This window comes from Paenarthrobacter sp. YJN-5, from assembly GCF_015040095.1.
Classification (GTDB): Bacteria; Actinomycetota; Actinomycetes; order Actinomycetales; family Micrococcaceae; genus Arthrobacter; species Arthrobacter ureafaciens.
The window spans coordinates 3830482-3850909 of sequence record NZ_CP053544.1 but is presented as its reverse complement, the minus strand read 5'-3'; the positions used below and the strand labels follow the sequence as shown (position 1 = coordinate 3850909).

At 63.6% G+C, this 20428-nt stretch carries 19 protein-coding genes; 13 read left to right on the top strand and 6 right to left on the bottom strand.

Annotated elements, in window-relative coordinates; all coding sequences use genetic code 11:
- Window positions 1-53: 53 nt before the first annotated feature.
- Both HMI59_RS17800 and HMI59_RS17795 read left to right on the top strand, forming a co-directional pair.
- Window positions 54-845: an SDR family NAD(P)-dependent oxidoreductase gene (locus tag HMI59_RS17800; protein ID WP_193592056.1), complete on the top strand. Its 792-nt coding sequence runs from the start codon at window positions 54-56 to the stop codon at window positions 843-845.
- Window positions 842-2059, top strand: a complete 1218-nt coding sequence (locus tag HMI59_RS17795; protein WP_193592055.1) for an acyl-CoA dehydrogenase family protein — start codon at window positions 842-844, stop codon at window positions 2057-2059. Before HMI59_RS17800 ends, HMI59_RS17795 begins: the two co-directional genes overlap by 4 nt.
- A gap of 94 nt (window positions 2060-2153) precedes the next feature.
- Here HMI59_RS17795 and HMI59_RS17790 read toward each other — a convergent pair whose 3' ends face one another.
- The 3 genes from HMI59_RS17790 to HMI59_RS17780 form a co-directional block, all read right to left on the bottom strand.
- On the bottom strand, window positions 2154-2981 hold the full coding sequence (locus HMI59_RS17790; RefSeq protein ID WP_021471579.1) for a DUF1684 domain-containing protein: 828 nt from the start codon (window positions 2979-2981) through the stop codon (window positions 2154-2156).
- A 172-nt stretch (window positions 2982-3153) separates the two neighbouring features.
- On the bottom strand, window positions 3154-4512 hold the full coding sequence (locus tag HMI59_RS17785) for an Ig-like domain-containing protein (protein ID WP_193592054.1): 1359 nt from the start codon (window positions 4510-4512) through the stop codon (window positions 3154-3156).
- A gap of 92 nt (window positions 4513-4604) precedes the next feature.
- Window positions 4605-5120 carry a hypothetical protein gene (locus HMI59_RS17780; protein ID WP_227471440.1) on the bottom strand — a complete coding sequence of 172 codons (516 nt, stop codon included), beginning with the start codon at window positions 5118-5120 and terminating at the stop codon, window positions 4605-4607.
- Between the two features lie 469 nt (window positions 5121-5589).
- Between HMI59_RS17780 and HMI59_RS17775 the strand changes: the two genes are divergently transcribed.
- From HMI59_RS17775 to HMI59_RS17740, 8 genes are all read left to right on the top strand, one after another.
- The gene (locus HMI59_RS17775) at window positions 5590-7140 is read left to right on the top strand and encodes a sigma-70 family RNA polymerase sigma factor (protein ID WP_193592052.1); all 1551 of its coding nucleotides are present in this window, start codon (window positions 5590-5592) and stop codon (window positions 7138-7140) included.
- 123 nt (window positions 7141-7263) lie between these two features.
- On the top strand, window positions 7264-8178 hold the full coding sequence (locus HMI59_RS17770) for a PIG-L deacetylase family protein (RefSeq protein WP_193592051.1): 915 nt from the start codon (window positions 7264-7266) through the stop codon (window positions 8176-8178).
- The gene (locus HMI59_RS17765; protein WP_021471574.1) at window positions 8178-9092 is read left to right on the top strand and encodes an ATP-grasp domain-containing protein; all 915 of its coding nucleotides are present in this window, start codon (window positions 8178-8180) and stop codon (window positions 9090-9092) included. The genes HMI59_RS17770 and HMI59_RS17765 overlap by 1 nt, the downstream gene beginning before the upstream one ends.
- Window positions 9089-10366 carry a glycosyltransferase family 2 protein gene (locus HMI59_RS17760; protein ID WP_193592050.1) on the top strand — a complete coding sequence of 426 codons (1278 nt, stop codon included), beginning with the start codon at window positions 9089-9091 and terminating at the stop codon, window positions 10364-10366. Before HMI59_RS17765 ends, HMI59_RS17760 begins: the two co-directional genes overlap by 4 nt.
- Window positions 10363-11472: a hypothetical protein gene (locus tag HMI59_RS17755; protein WP_193592049.1), complete on the top strand. Its 1110-nt coding sequence runs from the start codon at window positions 10363-10365 to the stop codon at window positions 11470-11472. The genes HMI59_RS17760 and HMI59_RS17755 overlap by 4 nt, the downstream gene beginning before the upstream one ends.
- A 43-nt stretch (window positions 11473-11515) precedes the next feature.
- Window positions 11516-11845, top strand: coding sequence for a hypothetical protein (locus HMI59_RS17750; protein WP_193592048.1), 330 nt, complete (start codon window positions 11516-11518; stop codon window positions 11843-11845).
- A 117-nt stretch (window positions 11846-11962) separates the two neighbouring features.
- Window positions 11963-14761 (top strand): phosphoenolpyruvate carboxylase, encoded by a 2799-nt coding sequence (ppc, locus tag HMI59_RS17745; RefSeq protein WP_193592047.1) that lies wholly within the window; start codon window positions 11963-11965, stop codon window positions 14759-14761.
- A gap of 103 nt (window positions 14762-14864) precedes the next feature.
- Window positions 14865-15170: a hypothetical protein gene (locus tag HMI59_RS17740; RefSeq protein WP_193592046.1), complete on the top strand. Its 306-nt coding sequence runs from the start codon at window positions 14865-14867 to the stop codon at window positions 15168-15170.
- Between the two features lie 13 nt (window positions 15171-15183).
- Here the strand turns inward: HMI59_RS17740 and HMI59_RS17735 are convergent, their stop codons facing one another.
- The gene (locus HMI59_RS17735) at window positions 15184-15816 is read right to left on the bottom strand and encodes a DedA family protein (protein WP_164888685.1); all 633 of its coding nucleotides are present in this window, start codon (window positions 15814-15816) and stop codon (window positions 15184-15186) included.
- A 74-nt stretch (window positions 15817-15890) separates the two neighbouring features.
- Here HMI59_RS17735 and HMI59_RS17730 point away from each other — a divergent pair, with 74 nt between their 5' ends.
- A complete protein-coding gene (locus tag HMI59_RS17730; RefSeq protein WP_193592045.1) occupies window positions 15891-16445 on the top strand; it encodes an O-acetyl-ADP-ribose deacetylase in 555 nt (184 codons plus the stop codon).
- 53 nt (window positions 16446-16498) lie between these two features.
- Here HMI59_RS17730 and HMI59_RS17725 read toward each other — a convergent pair whose 3' ends face one another.
- Window positions 16499-17428 (bottom strand): RluA family pseudouridine synthase, encoded by a 930-nt coding sequence (locus HMI59_RS17725; protein WP_193593814.1) that lies wholly within the window; start codon window positions 17426-17428, stop codon window positions 16499-16501.
- A 111-nt stretch (window positions 17429-17539) separates the two neighbouring features.
- Between HMI59_RS17725 and HMI59_RS17720 the strand changes: the two genes are divergently transcribed.
- Window positions 17540-18211: a helix-turn-helix domain-containing protein gene (locus HMI59_RS17720; protein WP_193592044.1), complete on the top strand. Its 672-nt coding sequence runs from the start codon at window positions 17540-17542 to the stop codon at window positions 18209-18211.
- A complete protein-coding gene (locus HMI59_RS17715) occupies window positions 18204-18902 on the top strand; it encodes an SRPBCC domain-containing protein (protein ID WP_193592043.1) in 699 nt (232 codons plus the stop codon). The genes HMI59_RS17720 and HMI59_RS17715 overlap by 8 nt, the downstream gene beginning before the upstream one ends.
- 74 nt (window positions 18903-18976) lie before the next feature.
- On the opposite strand, the gene HMI59_RS17710 is transcribed toward HMI59_RS17715, so the two are convergent.
- The gene (locus HMI59_RS17710) at window positions 18977-20428 is read right to left on the bottom strand and encodes a PLP-dependent aminotransferase family protein (protein WP_193592042.1); all 1452 of its coding nucleotides are present in this window, start codon (window positions 20426-20428) and stop codon (window positions 18977-18979) included.

Sequence of the window (20428 nt, the reverse complement as noted above, 5' to 3'; positions counted from 1 at the left end):
GGGATTCCAGTTAACATGCATTAACGGATTTGGGTCTGCATCAAGGAGGATGGATGGACATCAAAGGCACGGTTGCGCTGGTAACAGGGGGAGCCTCGGGGCTGGGAGCGGCCACCGCGAGGAGGCTATTCGACGCCGGAGCTTCGGTGGTGCTGGTGGACCTGCCCCAGTCAGCCGGGGAAGAATTCGCTGCTGAATTGAACGCCACGTCCTCCGGGCAGCAAGCAGTTTTCTCGGCTGCCGACGTCACCGACGAAGCCCAAATCCAGGCCGCCATCGATGCCGCGGCGGCCCTGGGCAAACTCCGGATCGTGGTCAATTGCGCCGGAATCGCAACGCCCGGCAAGGTCCTTGGCCGCGACGGCGTGCTACCCCTTGAAGCTTTCAACAAAGTCATTCAGGTCAACCTCGTAGGGACCTTCAACGTGGTGCGGCTCGCTGCCGCCGCCATGGTGCAGAACGAACCGGTTACAACGGAGCTTGGTGGCCCGGAGCGCGGAGTCATCATCAACACGGCCTCCGTGGCGGCATTCGAAGGGCAGATCGGGCAGCCGGCTTACGCGGCGTCCAAGGGCGCCGTTGCCGCAATGACACTGCCCCTCGCCCGCGAATTCGCGCGTTCGCTGATCCGGGTCGCATCGATCGCGCCCGGCATCTTCGAGACGCCCATGATGGCCGGCCTGCCGCCGGCAGCACAGGAATCCCTGGGCCAGCAGGTGCCCCACCCCGCCCGGTTGGGCCGGCCCGCCGAGTACGCCAACCTGGCCGCGCACATCGTGGAAAATGCCATGATCAACGGCGAAACCATCCGGCTCGATGGCGCCATCCGCATGGGGCTCAAATGATGGGCGAGGAACTGCCCGCGGCCGACTTCTTTGACTTCGAATCGCTCCTCAGTGTCCAGGAACAACGCAAGCTCAAGGAGCTTCGGGCGTTCCTCGACACCGAGATCGCACCCTACGCCGGCCAGTGGTGGGACCGTGCGGAGTTCCCTGAGCACATCCTCCCCAAGCTGGCGGCGCTGCGTCTGAGTGCACCCGCCCAGCGCGGTTACACGCACCTCTTCGCTGGGCTGGTCATCGCGGAGATGACCCGTGTTGACACCTCGATTGCGACGTTCTTCATGGTGCATCACGATCTCTTCGTGGAGTCGCTCTACGACTTTGGCAGTGACGCCCAGCAGGACCGCTACCTCGACGACGCCTCCAACCTCCGCACCACCGGCGCCTTCGCCTTGACCGAGCCGGACCACGGATCCGACGTCGCCGGAGGCATGGAGACCACGGCCCGGCGCGTCGCCAGGCCAGAGTCCGACGGCGGCGACTACTGGGTGATCAACGGCGCCAAGCGCTGGATCGGCAACGGGACGTTTTGCGACTACATGCTGGTGTGGGCCAAGGACGAGGGGGACGGTTCGATCCGGGGCTTCATTGTGGACGCCTCACTGCCGGGAATCACTCGGACCCGCATCGAAAACAAAGTGGCCCTGCGAACCGTCCAGAACGCCGACATCCGGTTCGAGGATGTGCAGGTCCTGGAAGCCGACCGGTTCGAAGGCATCAGTAGCTTCGCCGACACCAACCATCTCCTGAGGGGCTCCCGGATCATGGTGGCCTGGCAGGCTGTTGGGCAGCAGTTGGCTGCCTTCGACATCGCCCGGCAGTACGCCGTGGAACGCACCCAGTTCGGCAGGCCTCTCGCAAGGTTCCAACTCATCCAGCAACAGCTCGTGAACATGCTGGGCAACGCCACCGCCAGCATGGGAATGATGGTCCGTATTGCCCAACTCCAGGAGGGGATCTTCACTGACGCCCATGGCCTGCGGCACGGTGGGGCTGACATGGCACAAGTTGCCCTGGCCAAGGCATACTGCAGCGCACGGATGCGGGAAACCGTCGCGATGGGCCGGTCCATCCTGGGTGGAAACGGTATTGTGACCGATTTCGGCATGGCCAAGGTCTTCGCGGATGCCGAGGCGATCTTTACCTACGAAGGTTCTTTTGAGATCAACTCTTTGATTGTGGGCCGTGCCGTGACGGGACACTCGGCGATCGTTTGACGGAGTGGTCCGGCCGGCGTTGCGGGTCTGCGGGTTCGCTGCTGGCCTGCGGTTAGTCCGCGTTGGTCTGCGCTGGTCCGCTGCTGGCCTGCGGTTAGTCCGCGGGGAGCTTTTCGCCCGCCTCAACGCGAACATCGATCGAGTTGCCACGGACGGGCATGGGGCAGGTGCCATAGGGCGTGAACGCGCTGGGGTAGTTGATGGCACGGTTGAAATCGATGATCACCGAACCGTCCGGGCGAGGCTTGGGAATGAAGACCTTGCGCCACTCGTCCGTGGTGTCTCCATTGGTCTCGTCGTGGAAGGTCACGTTGAGGGCACCCAGCTTCTCGGCTTCTGCATGCAGCCTGACCTCGTGCGCTATCCCGGGCACGTGGAACACCACTTCGCCAACGGACACATGCACACCGTCTACCAACGGGTTTGCTGTGCCGATGGGAACCTCCACCGGATTCTCATACGCCTCGAACCTCCCGCTGATCACCCATTCCGGGTTGAAGGGGTAGGTGGGGACGCCGGAGAACTCCGTGTAGACGGCGGAGCCGTTGTCACGCGTGCGGATGGCGTACTTGTCCGCACGCATGGCCAACTCCACGACCACCTGAGTGCCGTCCAACCCGCCGTACTGAACCCAGTTCAGCGACTCCTCGTCCTGGAGAGTTTCTGAGTAGGTCCCGATCACAGGTTCACCCGAGGAAACGAACGTCAACCCGTCTTCCGCCGCGGCCGTCAGCGTTGCGGAGGTCCCGTCAGTTGACCACAACCCCGGGACCAGCTCAAGGGGTTCGGGGGCTGACCCCAACCACTGGAAGGACGTGAGCGTCAGCCACCCGTGGTCGGCTGCCAACGCGGCGTTACGACCTGCCCGGAACCTCTCCCAGCGTGCCAGTTGTTGATCAGCCGTGGTGGTGGGCGCGCTCATGGTTCTCCTCAGTTCCTTGACTGTTCTCCATGGATTGGAGGACTTCAACCGTAGGGACAAACCGTGGTGCAGGGGTAAAAATTCCTCCATGCCGGGAAAGCCGGCTTAAAAATGGAGCGGCTCGCGCTGGCCCCCAATACATGCCAGCGCGAGCCGGATCGTGGCAACGCCCTTAGTGCGTACGACGCTGCGACGACCGCCGTGCTGCGCCGAAGGCGAGCAGTGAGCCCAATGCCAACAAGGCGGCTGCGGCGAAGACAAAGGCCGGACCGTTGGCTCCCGTGGTGGCCAGCTCAGTGTCGTCCTCGGCCTTCTTTGGCTGTTCCGGCGTTTGGCTCGGAGCCTCGACTGCGGGTGTTGTCACCGGCGTGGAGGGCGTTGGAGCCGAGGTGCTGGGCTCGGGTGTTGCGGTTTCCGTCACGGTGGGCGTGGGCGTGGGCGTGGTCGGCGTAGGCGTCGGTGTCGGCGTGGCGGTGGTGGGTGTTGGTGTGGGCGTGGGTGTGCTGCTGGAGCGCGTCGGCGTAGGCGTCGGCGTGGCTGTGGCCGGCGTGGGCGTGGGCGTCGGAGTGGCGGTGCCGTCGCCGGTTCCTTCCGCGCTGGTCCGTCGGGTTTCTGCGCCGACAGCATTTTCGATGCCGTCGATCGTCACGGTGCCGGTGTTCGTGTAGGCATCCAACGTTGCATCCGTAACGTCGGTGACGACAAAAAGCTCAACGCGTTCCCCTCTGGGAAGACCCGTCCACGTCACCGTTACTTCCTGCGGTGTGCACTCGATAACAGCGGGGTAGCGGTCGGTTTCCATCGGGTCGGTGATGTTGCCGTTTGCATTGACGGTTCGGCCAACGCGCGGTGTGACGTCGTCACAGTCGATTTCCATCCCTGCGGAAGGAGTATCCGTCACCGTCACATCATTCGTACGGGAGGGCATGGGCGGCATGTAAATGATGGACTCGAGCCGTGTCTGACCCGCATCAGCCCACCACATGGCCTTGCCTGCAGATTCCGGTGCCGGCGTGCAGTCGGTTACGCAGGGGGTGACGGTTACGGGTACACGGACAACACGATCGCCAACGATGAATTCCAGTTGCTCGCGTTCCTCGTCACCCGGAACCTCCGCGTAGCGCGTGGAGAAGTTGCACGTGCCGCCCACCTTGAGCGGGTGCGTGGCAACAAAGTCAGTCAGGGTAAAGACCACCAAACCCGAGTCATCGGCCACCGCGGTGGCAACAGTTTCGCCTTCGGGATTGTCCAGGTCAAAGGCTGCGGTGCCGAACCAGCGAAGCTCCTGCGGCAGCTGCATTTCGAAGGTGTCCCCGGGCTTCGAGTGGTCCGGAACGCTCCACTCGCAGGTCAAATCGACCTGGTCCCATTGGCTTGTCACTACGGAATTTGTGCTGATGCTGATGCTGGCTCCGGGGATATTTGCAGCAGTTGCCGGCTGCGCAGCCCAGACCAGCCCTAGAGAGGTCAGGAAGACAGCCAGGAATGCGGCCATCAACGCGGTGGTCTTCATATGAAGCGGTTTATTCATTTTTTGGGGAAGTCCTTAGCATCCTCGAAAGATTTTCGTCATTAATGAGTGGCCGCTCGAGGAGGATCGTGACGCTAAGTTCCGGGCATTGCCTACATCGACTCCGGGCGGGTGCTCCTGGACCCGGCCGCTCCGGCATCAACTGAGAAAGGCAGGAACTTCACCTTTGCCGGGCTAAGGACCCCTTCCCCGAGGGACTCCACGGCGATCTTGCAGTTAAGCAGGCGTCCCAGGCTGAAGGCGGAGAGCGGCAGCAGTACGTGGACCGAGAAATCCTGGTACATCGCGGTGGCGCCCGTTCCCTTGAGTTCGGCCTGGACCGTGTCGCCAAGGAGGGCCAGCAGGGTCCAGCAGTGGCTGCGGCCACCCTGCGGCTCGGGGAGGTGGATGACGGCCAGGGCGTGGGGTCCTGAACCGGGGTCTTCGACGGAGACTTCGTGGATCCGGCGCTGAAAGTGGGCAGGCGTGGCGAGCCCCGTGTAGACGTCGGTGCACGAGATGGGCGGGACGGTTTCGGCGACCTCCGCCCAGCCCTCTGCCAGGGACTGAAGTGCGTCGATGTCCAGTGTTTGGTCGGCAGCCACGAAGAGGGCGCGGAAGTCAGTCATGGTTTCACTGATCCCCACACCGTTCCTGGCCCTGGCCGCACCCAAAGACCTGGCGGTCATTGCGGGGACCGAATAACACGTGGCCAGGGATGTGACCACCGTGCGCACTTCAGGCAACAACCAATCCGCCCGGAACCGCCAGCCCCTCTTGTAGCTGGCTGTCTGCCACCGCCGGAGGAGCACATGGCGCGGAAATGAACATTCGGCGAGAGATTTGTTCCGGAACGATGTCATATGCGGATAGTGCCCCCTTGTTCCCGATCGTGACGTAGTTTTCCAAGGCAACGTTTTTAAAGTCTTTGGAAAAACTCGCGTCACATCTTGTGGCCCGCCATCACTGCATTTATATGGGCGCAATTCTCTATGTTGTGTGGATGCCATAGTGGCTTCCAGGAAAAACACAAACAATAATTCCGGCGCGGATGTTCTGAGCGACGGGCACTATATCGAATTGGTACGCGGCGGCGACATGTCAGCCTTCGACCACCTCTACGAAAGGCATATATCCATCGCCGCCGCGGTTGCCCGGCGAAACGTGGACAACCCCAGCGACGCAGAGGACGTTGTGGCCGAAGCCTTCCAGGCTGTGCTGCAAAACCTGGTCGCAGGGAAAGGGCCCAACAACTTCTTCCGGGCCTATCTCCTGTCCACCGTCACCAGGCTGTCCCACCACCGCAACCGCAAAGCGGGAAGCACCCTGCCCAGTAGTGACGACGCCGTACTGGACCGCCCGCTGTCGGAACCGGATGCCGCTATCAAGGCTTTTGAATCGGATGCCGTCGCCAAAGCGTTCCAAGCTCTGCCCGAGCGCTGGAAGGCCGTCTTGTGGTATCTCGACGTGGAACGGATGAAGCCCGCTGCCGTGGCACCCATCCTGGGACTCTCACCCAACGCAGTATCAGCGCTGGCCCTGCGCGCTCGAGAGGGCTTGCGTCGGCAGTACTTACAGGCCCACATTGCTGAGGAACATGATGATGAATGCGTCATGTATGCCTCCAAGCTTGGGCATTACATCCGTGGTGGGCTGTCCCGTGCAGCATCACGGAAGGTGCGCCAGCACCTGGGCGGGTGCTCCAAGTGCACCCTCGCCCTCTCCGAACTGAAGGACGTACAAGGGCGAATGCGGGCTGTGCTTCTCCCTCTGGTCACCGGAGTCCCACTGGCATTGTGGGCAGGAAAGGGAGCCGGCCTGGGGGTATTGGGCGGACTTGTCCCGGTAAAGGCGGCCATCGTGGCCCCCGCCATCAGCCAACCGGTAGTGATGGCCGTCGTTGCTGCGGCAGGCCTGGGCCTTGCTTTGGGTGCTTCGGGGGTTGGCGGCCTTCTTATCCCTGACGCTCACGTCGTTGACCATCCGGACTCCACGCATCCCGAGGCCCAACCTTCCATCACCGTGTGGCCACCGCCAACGCCTTCCCACCAAACACCAGAGAGCCCTTCGCCGGCACAGACGGGCCCGGATCTATTGCCCCCTTCCGGGCCGGACCCTGCGCAGGAGGAACCCCGGGAGCAAGAGAAGCAGCCATCCGATGGAAGGGAAGTGGCCGAACCCGCCGAGGTTCAAGGAGGTGCCCCTGCAACGGAGGTGCCGCCAGGAACTGCGCCGGAACCGCCGCCGACTCAGCAGGAGCCGGACCCTGCGCCGTCCGCCCCCGAAAAACCGACGACACCTACTGCGGTGTCGACGTATGTTTGGGCTGCACAGGACATAGGGGCGGGGCTGACGGCGATGCAAGTTGACTTCATTCCACGAGGGGCTCCACCCGTCGGGCCTGGCACGGCTACCTTCTCTTTCAGTCCTGATGCTCAGATTCAGGAGAAGTCGCTCGTTGTCCCACAAGGCTGGTCATGCTCTTTTCAAGGCCCAAGGGCCATCACGTGTTCCACTGGCTCCATTCAGGCCGGCAACCTGAACTTCCACATGACCGCAGAAACCGGGAAAAGTGCTGCCCCCGGCGTTCTCACGTACTCCTTCCGTGGCAGTGGATTCAGTACGGGCAAGCTTCGCTACGACTACTGACAGCGGGCGCGGAAACTGAGCGCCGCATCACACCGCCCGGTACGTCATGAAGGGCAGACCCCTTGCACTGCTTGATAGCAGCACCCGAAGTGGGGGGCTGCTAAACGCGAACTTAGGGGAAGAATGAAAGCGACGCTGTTCGTCGTTGCGGGCCCGCTTGGTGCCTTGGCGGTGGTTGGGGCCATCACTCCCGCCGGAAAGAACTGGATAGTCCGCAGGTTCAGGACACCACACCGATTGAGGTGGGCCATGGCCTGCGCCGGGGGAGTGCTGCTTACCGCGTTGGTTATAAGCCTGCTGACGCCACTCCTCCGCTCATTGCTTGAGGGCCTCGTCCTGCTGAGCGGAGCCTCGCTGTTGGTGGGCTTCCTCGTGTCCCCGGCATTGAGGATCGATCACGGCGTTGCGACTGCGCCGCGCCGCGTACTGGCTATCGGAGCGCATCCGGATGATCTTGAATTGGCGTGCGGGGCTACCTTGGCGAAGCTCGCTGATGCCGGGCACGAGGTCCGGACGTTGGTGATGAGCGCGGGAAGCCAAGGCGGCGACAGCACCGTACGCGCCGTCGAGGCTTCGTCCGGTTCGGAGTTCATGGGCGCCGCGGAAGTACAGGTTCACGACTTCAAGGACACCCAACTGTCCCGGCAGGGCCAGGAGATGGTTCAAACCATTGAGGCCTTCATCAAGGATTTCAATCCGGATGTTGTGATGACCCATTCAGGGCATGACTACCATCAGGACCACTTGGCGGTGCATCAGGCCACCATGCGTGCGGCCCGTCAGCACTCATCAATCTTGTGCTTCGAAAGCCCCTCTGCCACGAGGCAATTCAATCCGAGCGTCTTTGTGGACATCGCCGGCTACGTGGACGTGAAGATCCATGCTGTGTCCATGCACCGCGACCAGAAGGGGAAGCCCTACATGAGCCCTGAGCGGATCCGCAGCCTTGCAGCGTTCCGGGGCTCCCAGGCCAAGCAGAACTACGCGGAGGGCTTCGAGCCCGTCCGTTTGCTCGGTTCAGCAGTGGGGGAGTTCTGATGGCACGGTTCCTGGTAACGGGCGTAGGGGGTCCGGCAGGATCGTCACTGGCGCAGCAACTCCGGTCGCGGGGGCATTGGGTGCTCGGTGTTGATATGGATGATGTTGATCCTTCCCTTGCGGACGTCGTCGCGCGAGTATCGCGTGCCGACGCTCCGGAATACCTCTGGGAACTGCGTGGGCTTGTGGCTTCACTCGGCGTAGAGACAGTCATCCCGACAGTCAGCGACGAATTGGTTTTGGTTGCCCAGGCCCGTGATGATTTTGCGCGGGGCGTCGGCGTCGTGATCGGACACCCCGCTCCCGTCCACATCGCCAACGACAAATTCCTCACCATGACCTGCCTGGACACCGCAGGTGTGGGTGTCCCGGACTTCGCACTTCCCGGCAGTTTCGGTTCCGCGGAAGAAGCCATGGATTTCCTGGGCGGACCCATCGTGGTCAAGCCGCGCGTCTCCCGGGGAGGACGTGGAGTCCGCGTCCTTGAGAAGCTGGCGGACCGGGGACGGCACGCCGCACGAATATGGTCCACGATCGACGACTCATGGATCGTCCAGCGCTTCGCACCCGGAACCGAATTCGCGCCCGTCGTCCACCGGGCGGAAGGACGGGACGCCGTCGTCGTGGTGCTTGAGAAGACCGAGCTCAAGGAGGGGCGGATTGGCAACGCCGTGACGGTACGCCGGACCGGCAGCCCGGCCAATGCCGACGTAGCCGAGCTGGCCCTGGATGCAGTCGACGCCCTGGCCCTGGTGGGACCCGTGGACCTGGACATCAGGCGCATGCCGGACGGAACTCCCGTCGTGCTGGAAATCAATGCCCGTTTCGGGGCCAACAGCGCACATGCACCGGAGCTTTTGGACAGCGTGTTGGCTGCCCACGTTCCGGGTCTGCCTTCGGGGCTGGCAGGGTGACGCTGACCGACGTCGCGCTTGCCTTTGTGCAGATCGGAGGCCTGGTGATTCTGGCGTTTGGCGCCGTCAAGATCCTCTACGTTCCCTTGGCGTTGTACTTCAACCGCATCCACCGGCCCCGGGGGGTCAGGCACAAGTACTCCCTGGCCGAGGGCAGGCCGTTGGTTTCGGTCATCGTTCCCGGCTACAACGAGGCAGTGGTGATCACCAACTGCGTAGAGTCCATCCTGGCCAGCCGGTATCTTCGGCTGGAAATTATCCTGGTGGACGACGGCTCAACGGATAACACTGCCGGCATCATGGCCGGACTTGCGGATCAGCATGACCGGGTCCGTTTCATTTCCAAGGCCAATGGCGGAAAAGGTGCCGCGCTCAACACCGGAATCGCTGCCGCGCACGGGGATGTCCTGATGTTCGTGGATGCGGACGGCATCTTCGCCCCGGACACTGTCCTGTACATGTTGGAGGGCTTCGACCATCCCAAGGTGGGCGCCGTGTGCGGCGATGACCGCCCGGTGAACCTGGACCGGATACAGACCAGAATGCTCGCCATCCTCAGCCATGTGGGTACGGGGCTCGTCAGGCGGGCTTTGTCGCTGATGCACTGCCTTCCGATCGTTTCCGGCAACATCGGCGCCTTTCGCACGGACCTGGTACGGCAGGTCGGCGGGTTCTGCGAAGACACCCTCGGTGAGGACCTTGAGCTGACGTGGCGCGTCTATGGCGCAGGCTATCGGGTCAACTTCCAACCGAAGGCACTCGTTTATGCCGAGTCGCCGTCCACCATGGGCGGTCTGTGGCGGCAACGCGTGAGGTGGTCGCGTGGCCTCCTGCAGACCCTGCGCATGCACGCCAGGATGCTGGGCAAATGGGATCACGGGCCCTTTGGGCTGTTTCTGGTTTTCAACGCCGCCACCATGGTGCTCATCCCTGTCCTGCAGCTGTTCATCCTGGGCATACTGCCTTTCCTGTATCTCGCCGGCAAGGGACCCATCCCTGGGGAGGTGCTCGCCATCCTGGGGTGGCTGGGCCTTTTCGTATCCTTGCTGTTGATCGTCTTCTCCATCGGCTTGAACAAGTCCTGGCGCGATCTCCGCTACGTGTGGACGGTGTTTCTGTGGCCGTTTTACTCAGTCTTTGTGGGGCTGGCGTTGGCGAGTGCGATCGTCAAGGAATTGCGGGGCAGCCCCGCCCGGTGGAACAAGCTGCAGCGCACAGGCGTGGTCTCAGTCAGTGCAACGGACGGCGACCTCGCCACTGGATCTCCAACATGAAGCGAAAGGTAGCGGCCGCCGTGGCGGCGCTTGCGGTAGCGGCGACATCGGTGGTGATGACATCGTCGACTTCGGCGCAATCTTCGCGGCCCGCCGACCGAATGGTCAACCTCGGGTTCGAGGATATTGTCACCGATGATCCCGGGTATCTTCCCCGGCTTGCGGAGCAGCTTGATGCCGTGGATGCCACAGCGGTTTCCCTTGCCGTGGGCCGTACCGACTGGACGGCATTTCCGTCCTCCGGCAATCCCAACGCTGTGTCCGGTGCCGTTGCGGCGACAGGCCGGGATTATGTTGCCGAGGCCATCAAGGCCGTAGGTCCTTCAGCGGGAGGGCGGAAGCGGGACATTGTGCTGACCATCGATGTCCTCCTGGGCAGAAGCCTTGAAGAGGATCCCTCACTTGCAGGGCGGAATGCAGCCGGTCAACGGTCGTCGTCGTTCGCGAGCGTCAGTGCCCTCCGTAACGGGGAGGCGGGTGAGCGTGTGGCCGCCCTGGCATCGGAAGTCGCCGAACGGTACCGTCCGACGGCGGTGGACCTCACCGAGCTGATGTTTGACGACTTCACATTCGGCGCTGATGACCTTGACGATTTTAACGCGACTACCGGGCTGAAGGACTGGCCCCGCAACAGCAGCGGTTCCATCGACGCCGCGGACGCCCACCTCCGCACGTGGCGCAGCGAGGCAGTGGCGGACATCGTCCGCAAGGTGCGTGCCGCCGTCGAGCCTTATGGTGTCCGGACCGAGACCGACGTGCGCTCGCCGCTGGTGCTGGCCGCCGGGGATCGCGCGGACAGTGGGCACGACTACGACCTCCTCCTCAAACAGCTCGATCGTCTCCATGTCTGGCAGTATGTTGGGCTGAACGATGCCGCCGCACCCCCAACCAAGGAACTGGTCCGGGCCATGAACCGGCGTGCCGGTTGGCGGATGTCGCTGTCGTTGGGCCTGTGGTCCTCGGAAGGGGTCATCACGCCTGAGCGGCTTGGGCGGGAACTCCGGGACGCCGCCCGCGGTGGTGCCGCCTCGGTGTCGGTGACGCCGGCAAGCTTGATGACTGACGAGCATTGGGAGGTCCTGAAGAAGGCCTGGTCGGGGCGGTAGAAGGCCCTGTCCGTGTATGTGCGGCGGGCGTACCCTGATTGGCATGGGGATGGAAGGCGTGATTTCCGCAGTTGTCAGCTTGGGGCTTGTCCTCACGTCGATCTGGGCGGGGGTGCGTTTGGTGGGCAGGGGCGTCCCGGCGAAAGGGGCTACCGGTACGCTCGGCAGTGTTCTGTCCATGATCGAGCCGGCCACCGGGGCGCCTACGCGGTTGGAGTCGGCGGCTGCCGTTGAGGAGATGCGGCAACGCAGGCACGAGCACTTGACCGCGGGACCCCGCGTACCGGGCGGCGACCCCTACGACGGCAGGATCGTGCTGGGCTGCGGACCCACCATCAAGGACGACGGGCGCTTCACGGAAACCAATATTTGAGACGCATTCCCGCGGTATCCCGGGCTGCCGGTAATATCCCTTGGGAAACATTAGTAATCCGGCTCACAGTATCCAGCGCAGTGTACGGGCCACACCCGATTCCGAAGGTAATACTCCATGGTTCACACTGCCCAGCAATCCACTGATCTCGCCGCGGAACTGCGAGCCGACGTCCGCAGGGTTTCAACCCTGCTGGGCGAGTCGTTGGTCCGGCAACACGGTCCCGAATTGTTGGAGCTGGTGGAGCAGGTCCGCCTGCTGACCAAGGAGTCCAAGGAAGCGGCGCGTGGCGGCGCCGATGCCACCGGACCGTGGAGCGCGCACGACGTCGTAGCCCAGGTCCGCGAATTGCTCGCCTCCCTGCCGCTGGAGCAGGCAACCGACCTGGTCCGCGCTTTCGCTTTCTACTTCCACCTCAGCAACGCTGCCGAACAGGTCCACCGGGTGCGGGGGCTGCGGACCAGGCAGGAGAAGGACGGCTGGCTGGCCAAGGCCGTTTCCGAAATCGCGGGTCAGGCAGGTCCGGAGATCCTGCAGGACGTAGTCAACGAACTCGATGTCCGCCCGATCTTCACCGCCCACCCCACCGAGGCCTCCAGGCGTTCGGTCCTGGACAAGATCCGCAAGCTTTCCGATGTGCTGGCACAGCCCACTGCGGAAGGCACCTCGGCCAGGCGCCGTCAGGACCGCCAGCTCGCCGAAATCATCGATCAGATGTGGCAAACGGACGAGCTCCGGCAAGTGCGGCCGACTCCCGTGGACGAAGCGCGCAATGCCATCTACTACTTGAACAGCATCCTCACCGATGCCATGCCGGAGATGCTCACGGATCTTTCCGAGCTCCTGGCAGAACAGGGAGTCAAGCTCCCCACAGGCGCCGCGCCCTTGCGCTTCGGCTCCTGGATCGGTGGTGACCGGGACGGCAACCCGAACGTCACGGCGGCTGTTACCCGCGAGATCCTCCAGCTCCAAAACCAGAATGCGGTCCGGATCAGCATTGCCCTGATCGATGAGCTGATTTCCGTCCTTTCCAACTCCACCGCACTGTTCGGCGCTGACCAGGAGTTGCTGGACTCCATCGAGGTGGACCTCAAGAACCTGCCCGGCCTGGACAAACGGGTGCTGGAGCTCAATGCGCAGGAGCCGTACAGGCTCAAGCTCACATGCATCAAAGCCAAGCTCATCAATACGGGGCGTCGCATCTCGGCGTCGACGTATCACGAGCCGGGCCGCGACTATGCCACGACCTCCGAACTCCTCGCCGAATTCGGGCTCCTTGAAACGTCGCTCCGCAACCACGCCGCCGGGCTTGTGGCAGACGGTGCCCTGGCCCGTGTCAGGAGGGCGCTCGCAGCGTTCGGTCTGCATTTGGCCACCTTGGACATCCGTGAACATGCCGATTACCATCACGACGCCGTGGGCCAACTCGTCGACAGGCTCGGGACGGAGAAGCCGTATGGCTCCCTCACCCGCGAGGAGCGCCTCGCGTTCCTCGGCGAAGAGCTGGCGTCCCGCCGGCCGTTGTCCGGCCACCCCATTAAGCTCGACGGCGCCGCCGACGGTACGTACGACGTCTTCCGGAGCATTCGCCAGGCCCTGAATACCTACGGGCCGGACGTCGTGGAAACCTACATCATTTCCATGACGCGCGGTGCCGATGACGTGCTGGCAGCCGCCGTGCTGGCACGCGAAGCCGGGCTCATTGACCTATTCGGGGCGAATCCGCACGCAAGGATCGGTTTCGCTCCGCTGCTTGAGACAGTGGAAGAACTGCGTGCTTCTGCGGAAATTGTGGACCAGCTTTTGTCTGATCCGTCCTACCGTGAGCTCGTCCGCCTGCGCGGGGACATCCAGGAGATCATGCTGGGCTACTCGGATTCCAACAAGGAATCGGGCGTGCTCACCAGCCAGTGGGAAATCCACAAGACCCAGCGGAAGTTGCGCGACGTCGCTGCGAAGCATGGAGTCCGCGTGCGGCTCTTCCACGGCCGAGGGGGTTCCGTGGGGCGTGGTGGCGGACCAACCTACGACGCCATCATGGCCCAGCCCAACGGTGTGCTTGAGGGTGAGATCAAGTTCACCGAGCAAGGCGAGGTTATCTCGGACAAGTACTCCTTGCCGGAGCTTGCACGCGAAAACCTGGAACTGTCGCTGGCGGCGGTGATGCAGGGCTCGGCCCTGCACCGCACGCCGCGTACGTCCGAGGACCAGCGTGAACGCTACGGCAACGTCATGGAGACCATTTCCGACGCCGCGTTCGCACGGTACCGCGCTCTGATTGACGATCCCGACCTTCCCGCCTACTTCCTGGCATCAACGCCCGTGGAGCAGTTGGGCTCGTTGAACATCGGCTCCCGTCCGTCCAAGCGTCCCGATTCCGGTGCAGGCCTGGGCGGCTTGCGCGCAATCCCGTGGGTGTTCGGATGGACCCAGTCCCGCCAGATTGTTCCCGGTTGGTTCGGCGTCGGTTCAGGCCTGAAGAGGGCCCGCGAGTCCGGCAACACGGAGCAGCTGATGGAGATGATGGAGCGCTGGCACTTCTTCCGTTCCGTGATCTCCAACGTCGAGATGACGTTGGCCAAGACGGACATGGAAATTGCCGGGCACTACGTGTCCTCCTTGGTGCCGCAGGAACTCCACCGGCTCTTCCACATGATCCGGGACGAGTACGAACTGACGGTCGCCGAGGTCGAGAGGCTCACCGGGGAACTGGAACTGCTGGACGCGCAGCCAACGCTCAAGCGTTCACTGGAAATCCGGGACCAGTATCTTGACCCCATCAGCTACCTGCAGGTGGAGCTCCTTCGTCGCGTCCGCGAAGAATCAGTGTCCGGAGCCGAAATTGATGAGCGGCTCCAGCGGGCCATGCTGATCACGGTCAATGGCGTTGCTGCGGGCCTGCGGAACACCGGCTAGGAGAGCGACCCCCGGGGGACCTGGCGGGATGTGATAGAGCGTCCGGGGAAACCCGTCGGGAAGTGATAGAGCGTCCGGGTGGGGCCGGCGATAGGGTGGTGGGATGCCTTCGTTCCAGACCAAGCTGAAGATCACCGGCCTCAAGCCCGGCAGTGCACCGGAGTCCGTGATGGCCGCAGCTGTGGAGGCCCTGGGCACCCGCCACCACGTGGAATCGAACCAGCTGGACATTGTGGGCGGTGTGCCCCAGATCAGTCTTCGGTTCACGGTGGATGCCCAAGACTACGCGGGTGAGAACGACGCCGCCCGGACGTCCGCTGCCATGGTGCGTGACGCCGTCGAACGCGTGGCTCTGACCGGTGCCCTCTATGTGCTGCGGCGCAGCCGGGGGCGCTGGTCGCCGATCTAGCGGAGGTGGGGCATCATTCGGGCTGCGGCAGGTCGCCGTCGAACGGTTCATCCACTGGCGAGGCGCTACCGCGTCGACGCGTCGCGATCAGGCCCACCACGACGCCGATCAGCAGGCCCACGGCCACGCCGATCAGGGAACTCGCCCAAAACGGCAGCTTGGTGGCTGATCCCGCAAAGTATCCCAGGCCAACCTGCCATACCGCCCACAGGATGGCACCAAGCCCGGCGCACAGGCTGAATCCCCGGATGGATACGTTGGCAATTCCTGACGCGGCCGACGTCGCCAATCGCCCGGCCGGGATGAACCGCGCACCGATGATGGCCCCGTACGTTGAGGACCGCCCGGCCTTGGCGATGGCTTCGTGGATGGCCAAGTGGGTTTTCCTTCCCCAGGACCACCGGTCCAGCACGTGGCTGATGCGCCGTTTGAAGAGCAGGTAGACGGCCATATCGCCAAGCCATGAGGCGAACGCGGCCAGGAACAGGATCAACCAGAAGTTGGCGTGGCCGTCAGCTGCGAGGGCGCCGCCGGTGATGACCACCATCTCCGACGGAACGGGCGGAAAAATGGCATCACCAAGCACCACGGGAACAATCCACAGGTAGATGGCCGATCCCCACGAATCGGGCGAGATGAAGTCCACCCGCACAAGGTACCGCACTTGCCGTGCCCGCCGCTTCCCTTGCCGTTGCCCACCCGCGACGGAAGACTGGCGGCATGCGTATAAAGATCCTGCAAGGCGATATCACCACGCGTAGCACGGACGCGATCGTGAACGCCGCCAACTCATCGCTGCTCGGCGGCGGGGGAGTGGACGGTGCCATTCACAGGGCGGCCGGGCGCGAATTACTGGAGGCTTGCCGGGAACTGCGGCGGAACGAACTGCCCGGTGGCCTGGACGTGGGGAAAGCCGTGGCGACTCCCGGGTTCGGGCTTCCTGCGCGGTGGGTGATTCACACCGTGGGGCCCAACCGGCATGCCGGGGAAACGGACCCGGGGCTGCTCGCCTCCTGTTTCCGCGAAAGCCTCGCGGTTGCCTCGCAGTTGGGCGTCGGCAGCGTGGCATTTCCCGCGATCAGTGCCGGGATCTACGGTTGGGATGCGCGCCAGGTTGCGGAGGTGGCGTACGACGTCGTCACCGCCTTGGGGGACTCCGCTCCGGAAAGTGGCGGTTCAGGAAACAGCGGCCCGGGAAGTCCGCTGGAAATAGTGGAGTTCGTGCTGTTTTCGGAGCAGACGGCGTCCGTCTTTCAGTCCGTTTTTGAAGGTTAGGGCCGTGTTTGAAGGTTAGGGCCGCGTTTGTTGGATAGGGCCGCGCCGGAACGTCAGACGCGGGCTTCGCTGAGCTCCAAGCGGCTGCGGTACTCCACTGGCTTCTTACTGATGGGGTCAACAAAACGGATGCCCCTGGCCAGGAGTTGCAGCGGCTTGCTGTAGTCGTCCGGCGCCTTGTCCAGCAGGTCCGGGTAGAAGGCATCGTGGAGGATGCCCAGTCCCAGTGAGGCCATGTGAACCCGCAGTTGGTGGGTCTTCCCGGTGTGTGGTTCCAAACGGTACAGCGCGCGGCGCTGCGCTCCGGCGTCGAAGGTCCTGATCTGTTCAATCCGGGTCTCCGCATTCGGTTCGCCGTCAACCACTTCTGCCAGGAGATAGCTGCGGGATTTGGTCATGCGGTTGCGGACCACCGCGGGGAATTCGACGGCGGGGTACCCTGCGGCCGGGGTCGCGGCGGAGACGCACTCGTAGTCCTTCCGGACTTGGCGCTTTTCGAACAGCACTTGGTACTTGCCGCGTGTTTCCGGGTTGGTGGACAGGAGGAGGATACCGGCCGTCATTCTGTCCAGGCGGTGCATGGGGATGAGGTCGGGCAGGTCCAGGAGGTTCCGCAGCCGGACCAGTGCCGATTCCTGGATATAGGTGCCGCCGGGGGTGGTGGGCAGGAAGTGCGGCTTGTCCACCACCAGGATGTGCTCGTCCTGGTGGAGGATGTTGATTTCCACGGGCAAGCGGGTCTCCGGCGGGAGCGTGCGGTAGTACCAAATGAAGGTGTGGTCCTCCAGCTTGGTAGCCCGGCTCAGCGGGATTCCGCCTTCGCCCACAATTTCGCCGGCGTCGAAGCGGTCCTCGATGCCTTGGGGGTCGATGTGCCCCCAGCGATGCATCATGTAGTCCATTGCGGTCTCCCAGGGACCCTCATCCGGAAGCCGGAGGCGGGTTGCGTTCACGCCGTCGCGCACGGGGAGGGGGGATTGCATCACCGAACAATTCTACGGTGCCCAGCGGACACGTCCCCTGTACCCGGGGAGAGGCTGCCGAACACAAAAAAGTTCTTGACAAAAAAAGTTGTCGGTGCTGATACTTAAGGCATGTTGGACATCGAAGTGATCGAGGATCCCGCCGCGGCGGAAGCATCGCTGGATCCGATCCGCACCCGGATCCTGCAGGAACTCACTCAGCCCGCAACCGCAACGCAGCTGGCGGCCAGGGTGGACATGCCGCGCCAGAAGGTCAACTACCACCTCAAAGCCCTGGAGCAGCATGGCTTGGTGGAACTGGTGGAGGAACGGCGCAAGGGCAACGTCACCGAGCGCGTCGTGCGTGCTACGGCTGCGTCCTACCTCATTTCCCCGAGTGCGCTGGCTTCCGTGGCGCCCGATCCCCGCCGCTTTGTCGATAGGTTCTCGGCCTTCTGGCTCCTCTCCCTGGCTTCGCGCACTGTGCAGGAAATGGGCAAGCTCATCTCCGGCGCAGCGGCGGCCAAGAAGAAGCTCGCCAGCTTCGCCATTGACGGGGAAATCACCTTCCGCTCCGCAGCCGAGCGGGCCGCCTTCGCCGAGGAACTCGGCGTCGCCGTGACGCGGCTCGTGGACAAGTATCACGACGGCGGTGCTGCCGCGGTGGCGGGCGGCGCACGGAAGCACCGGCTCGTCGTCGTACTTCATCCGGCACTGAAGACACGCTTACCGGAACAAACAACAGAACAAACAGCGGAACAAACAACGCACGCACCAGCAGAAAAGGACCAGAGCAATGACTGACAACCGCGAATTTGAGATTGTTCACGACAGTGAAGTTCCGGGAACTCCTGAGCGCGTCTGGGAAGCCGTCACCAAGGGCACCGCGGCCTGGCTCTTCCCCAACGACGACTGGGAGTCCGTCAATACAGTTGAGGAGTACCCGCGGCACCTCGTGAACCGCATGGAGGGGCCGGGTGGTTGGTTCAACCAGATCGAAACCGTCATGGAACCGCTTGAAGGTGGCCGGGCCAAGCTGCACTACGTACACAGTGGCATCTTCGCTGATAACTGGGACGAACAGTACGACGGCGCCAGCAAGCACACCGAGTTCTACCTCCACACCCTGGGCCAGTACCTCCGCTACTTCGACGGACAACCGGTGGTCTTCACCGACGTCCAGGCACCTGCGGCATCCCGGACGCCGGATGGCTTCATCAAGTTGAAGGAGGCGTTGGGAGTGGAAGGCGCTGCCGCCGGAACTTCCATTGATGTGGACCTCGACGGTGTGGGACGGCTCAGCGGGGAAGTGGACTTCTCGAACGAGAACTTCCTGGGCATCCGCACGTCGGACACGATGTACCGCTTCTTTGGCCGGAACGCTTTCGGGGCGCCGGTGGGCATGACCGTCCACGAGTTTGGCGGCAGCGGCGACTCCGAGCTCACAGCCAAAACCTGGGGCGCCTTCCTGGAGCGGGTCTACTCGTCCAACTAACTAGCACTAGGGGCTGTTCCCAGTGCTGGGAACAACCCCTACTGCCAGTCAGATGGGGTCAGGCTACGTGGAGGTCAGGCGACGGCGGACCTCTCTTCAGCTTTTAGGCTCCGGCGGAGTTGCGGGGAATCGCTCAGCTTGTCCTGTGCCGCCCGGAGGGCCTTGACCGCGGTTTCCAGTTGCGCGGGCGGAAGTGTGTAAGGCACCCGCATGTAGTGCTCGAACGCCCCACCGACGCCGAACCTTGGGCCGGCAGCCAAGCGGACGCCGAATTCCGGTGCGACCACCGTCAGTGCGGTGCTGCCGGGTGTGGGGAGGCGACACCAGACAGTCAGGCCGCCTTGCGGTCGCTCCACTTCCCACTCCGGCAGATGTTCGGCCAGTAGTTCCAACAGTGAGGCGCGGTTGTCGCGCAGTTCTTCCAGCCGGGACCCAAGCGGCTCGGCGTAGGAGCGCACCAGCCGTGCCGCTGCGAGTTGCTCCACCACCGGCCCGCCGAGGTCCATGGTCGTCCTGGTGGTCACAAAGCGGGTGATCAGTGGTGCGTCGGCGCGGATCCATCCGGTCCGGAGCCCTGCCCAGTGCGACTTGCTGAGCGACCCTATCGAAACCACGGCGGGACTGAAAGCTGACATCGGTGCGGCAGTGCCGCCGTCGAGGTTCAGTCCCCGGAGCGTCTCATCCACAACCAGCACGGTGCCTGACGAGGCCGCGGCGCGTGCCAGGCGTTTTCTGTAATGGTCGGGCATGAGCCGGCCGGTGGGATTGTGGAAATCCGGGACCAGGTAAGCCATGGCCGGCCGTTGTTGGTGCATGGCAGCGACCATCCCATCGATGTCCCAGGAGTCCGGAGCGTCGGGGGAGGGCAGCGCGACGGGCAGGGGGCGGGAGCCCGCGGCGCGGATGGCGTCGAGGGCGTTCGGGTAACTCGGGTGCTCCACCAACACTTGGTGCTGTTTGCCGGCCAGTGTACGCAGAATGATGTTGAGTGCGTGTTGCGCGCCGGAGGTCACGAGGATTTGGTCCGGGGTGGTGGGGACGCCGTCGGCCGTGTACTTCGCGGCGATGGCCTCCCGGAGGACTGGAATGCCCAAGGCGTCGTAGCCGAATCCCGGCAGGAGCGCCGGCAACTCGGTCAATGCGTCCGCAAAGGCACGGTGGACCACCTCGCCGGCCGCGGGCAACGATGCGTAGGCCAGGTCCAGCAGGCCTTCGGGTGCGGCGAGGCCCGGCATGCTGACGGGAGTACTCCGGTGCGGAATGCTCGTCCGCCCTCGACTGCCTTGGCCACCGGTCAGGAACCCTTGCTCGCGCAGGCTCGCATAGGCGGCGGTGATGGTGGTGCGGCTGAGTCCCAGGGTGGACGCCAGCGACCTCTCGCTCGGCAAGGCGACGTCCAGAGGAATGCGGCCATCCATCACCAGCAAACGCACGACGTCGGCCAGCTCACGGTAGGCGGGCAGCGCGCCGGAGTTCCACGACCCAAGGAGTCGGGCCAGGGCGGTGGGGTTCAGTGAACTCGGCAT

Bases quoted from the DNA above. Each gene is read 5' to 3' on its own strand.
- HMI59_RS17795 (WP_193592055.1), top strand. From the start codon at position 842: ATGATGGGCGAGGAACTGCCCGCGGCCGACTTCTTTGACTTCGAATCG.
- HMI59_RS17715 (WP_193592043.1), top strand. From the start codon at position 18,204: ATGACTGACAACCGCGAATTTGAGATTGTTCACGACAGTGAAGTTCCG.
- HMI59_RS17780 (WP_227471440.1), bottom strand. From the start codon at position 5,120: ATGACTGACTTCCGCGCCCTCTTCGTGGCTGCCGACCAAACACTGGAC.
- HMI59_RS17755 (WP_193592049.1), top strand. From the start codon at position 10,363: ATGAAGCGAAAGGTAGCGGCCGCCGTGGCGGCGCTTGCGGTAGCGGCG.
- HMI59_RS17765 (WP_021471574.1), top strand. From the start codon at position 8,178: ATGGCACGGTTCCTGGTAACGGGCGTAGGGGGTCCGGCAGGATCGTCA.
- HMI59_RS17725 (WP_193593814.1), bottom strand. From the start codon at position 17,428: ATGCAATCCCCCCTCCCCGTGCGCGACGGCGTGAACGCAACCCGCCTC.
- ppc (WP_193592047.1), top strand. From the start codon at position 11,963: ATGGTTCACACTGCCCAGCAATCCACTGATCTCGCCGCGGAACTGCGA.
- HMI59_RS17720 (WP_193592044.1), top strand. From the start codon at position 17,540: ATGTTGGACATCGAAGTGATCGAGGATCCCGCCGCGGCGGAAGCATCG.
- HMI59_RS17730 (WP_193592045.1), top strand. From the start codon at position 15,891: ATGCGTATAAAGATCCTGCAAGGCGATATCACCACGCGTAGCACGGAC.
- HMI59_RS17740 (WP_193592046.1), top strand. From the start codon at position 14,865: ATGCCTTCGTTCCAGACCAAGCTGAAGATCACCGGCCTCAAGCCCGGC.
- HMI59_RS17775 (WP_193592052.1), top strand. From the start codon at position 5,590: ATGTCAGCCTTCGACCACCTCTACGAAAGGCATATATCCATCGCCGCC.
- HMI59_RS17770 (WP_193592051.1), top strand. From the start codon at position 7,264: ATGAAAGCGACGCTGTTCGTCGTTGCGGGCCCGCTTGGTGCCTTGGCG.
- HMI59_RS17800 (WP_193592056.1), top strand. From the start codon at position 54: ATGGACATCAAAGGCACGGTTGCGCTGGTAACAGGGGGAGCCTCGGGG.
- HMI59_RS17750 (WP_193592048.1), top strand. From the start codon at position 11,516: ATGGGGATGGAAGGCGTGATTTCCGCAGTTGTCAGCTTGGGGCTTGTC.
- HMI59_RS17790 (WP_021471579.1), bottom strand. From the start codon at position 2,981: ATGAGCGCGCCCACCACCACGGCTGATCAACAACTGGCACGCTGGGAG.
- HMI59_RS17710 (WP_193592042.1), bottom strand. From the start codon at position 20,428: ATGCCGAGTTCACTGAACCCCACCGCCCTGGCCCGACTCCTTGGGTCG.
- HMI59_RS17785 (WP_193592054.1), bottom strand. From the start codon at position 4,512: ATGAATAAACCGCTTCATATGAAGACCACCGCGTTGATGGCCGCATTC.